General features: G+C 40.0%; 2 protein-coding genes. Both read right to left on the bottom strand.

Annotated features, from left to right (window positions below):
* Positions 1-92 precede the first annotated feature (92 nt).
* Positions 93-557: a DUF4262 domain-containing protein gene (locus V7R55_RS19475; protein WP_334061023.1), complete on the bottom strand. Its 465-nt coding sequence runs from the start codon at positions 555-557 to the stop codon at positions 93-95.
* A 133-nt stretch (positions 558-690) separates the two neighbouring features.
* The gene (locus V7R55_RS19470) at positions 691-1,113 is read right to left on the bottom strand and encodes a hypothetical protein (protein WP_334061021.1); all 423 of its coding nucleotides are present in this window, start codon (positions 1,111-1,113) and stop codon (positions 691-693) included.
* Between the last annotated feature and the right edge of the window lie 75 nt (positions 1,114-1,188).

Here is a 1,188-nt window from a genome sequence, read left to right as displayed (position 1 = left end):
GCTAAGCTTTGGGGCGCAAGCACGGGGCTATAATCGCGAAGCGGCCCCGTGTTTGCGTCCCAACGACCGAAGGGAGTGCCAACAGCGTTTTGTTATATTTCACTTAGTGCTCCGGACTCATTTAATACAGGCTGTGCCCACCTGTAATATTCTGACCTGTCATCAAACCAAGGCCAAAAACCATCAGTTGTTGGCCATATCATTTGTAACACATCAAAATCATCACCATCATGTAGCCACAGTCCCCAGCCTAAATATTCTTCGTAATGTGATTTGTCCACTTTTATGAAACAAACATCAAAGCCACCAAGAAAATCAGAATAGTATTTACCAGGTTCAAAGATTTCACCTGCAAGTAAACGATTTTTATAGTTATTAATAACAGAGTGAGCCAAATCAAGCTTGAGACCGACAATAATTAAATCCGGTTTGTTTTGTTGCTTGTTGATTCCAATCGAATAGCTAAAGCAGGGTTCTCCATCCCCTTCCATGACTTTTAATACGTGACATCCAAATTCTTCGATGTCACTCAGTGCTTTCTCATCCCTTTCGTCCACTAAAATCTCCGTGAAATATAACACCCCACTAAGGGGCGATAACACATGGGCTAAAATTAGGAACGAAGTGACGCAGCCCATGTGTTAGCGTCCCAGCGAGCGAAGCGAGAGCCTTGAGTGATTTGTTAGGTGTTTAGTTACTAAAACTGAACAAATTACTCTTTTTAATTAGAGGCTTGAGTGTTTCAACTGCACCATTATTTTTGTGATAAAGAATATATGTGAAATCCCACGTTTCCGCCAATACAGCATTTAATGAAGGAATAATAATGGTAGTGAAATTAATTTGTCCTCCATCCATATCTTCTTCGTAAGTAGGCAAATATTTATCTAAGTTTTCAAGCTTATAAATGGTACCGCTTTCTAGGTTTACAGCGTACATTTCATATTCTGTATGAAGCAGTTTTATTAGTTGATTAAATCTTTCCCATTCATATTCGGTTACTTCATCAAGTTTATAACACTCATTTTGACCAAGCCAACCATCCCACAAGGAAATGAATTCTTGCGAAAACTCTTCCTTTACTTCCCAATTATCAAAATACTCGGATATCACAGAAACACCTAACTTTTAAATAAGGGGCGCAGGCATGTGGGGCATAATGGCGAAGCCGCCACGCATGAATGCGTC

The organism is Alteromonas sp. S005, from assembly GCF_036864475.1.
GTDB lineage: Bacteria > Pseudomonadota > Gammaproteobacteria > Enterobacterales > Alteromonadaceae > Alteromonas.
This window is presented reverse-complemented; position numbering and strand designations above follow the sequence as displayed.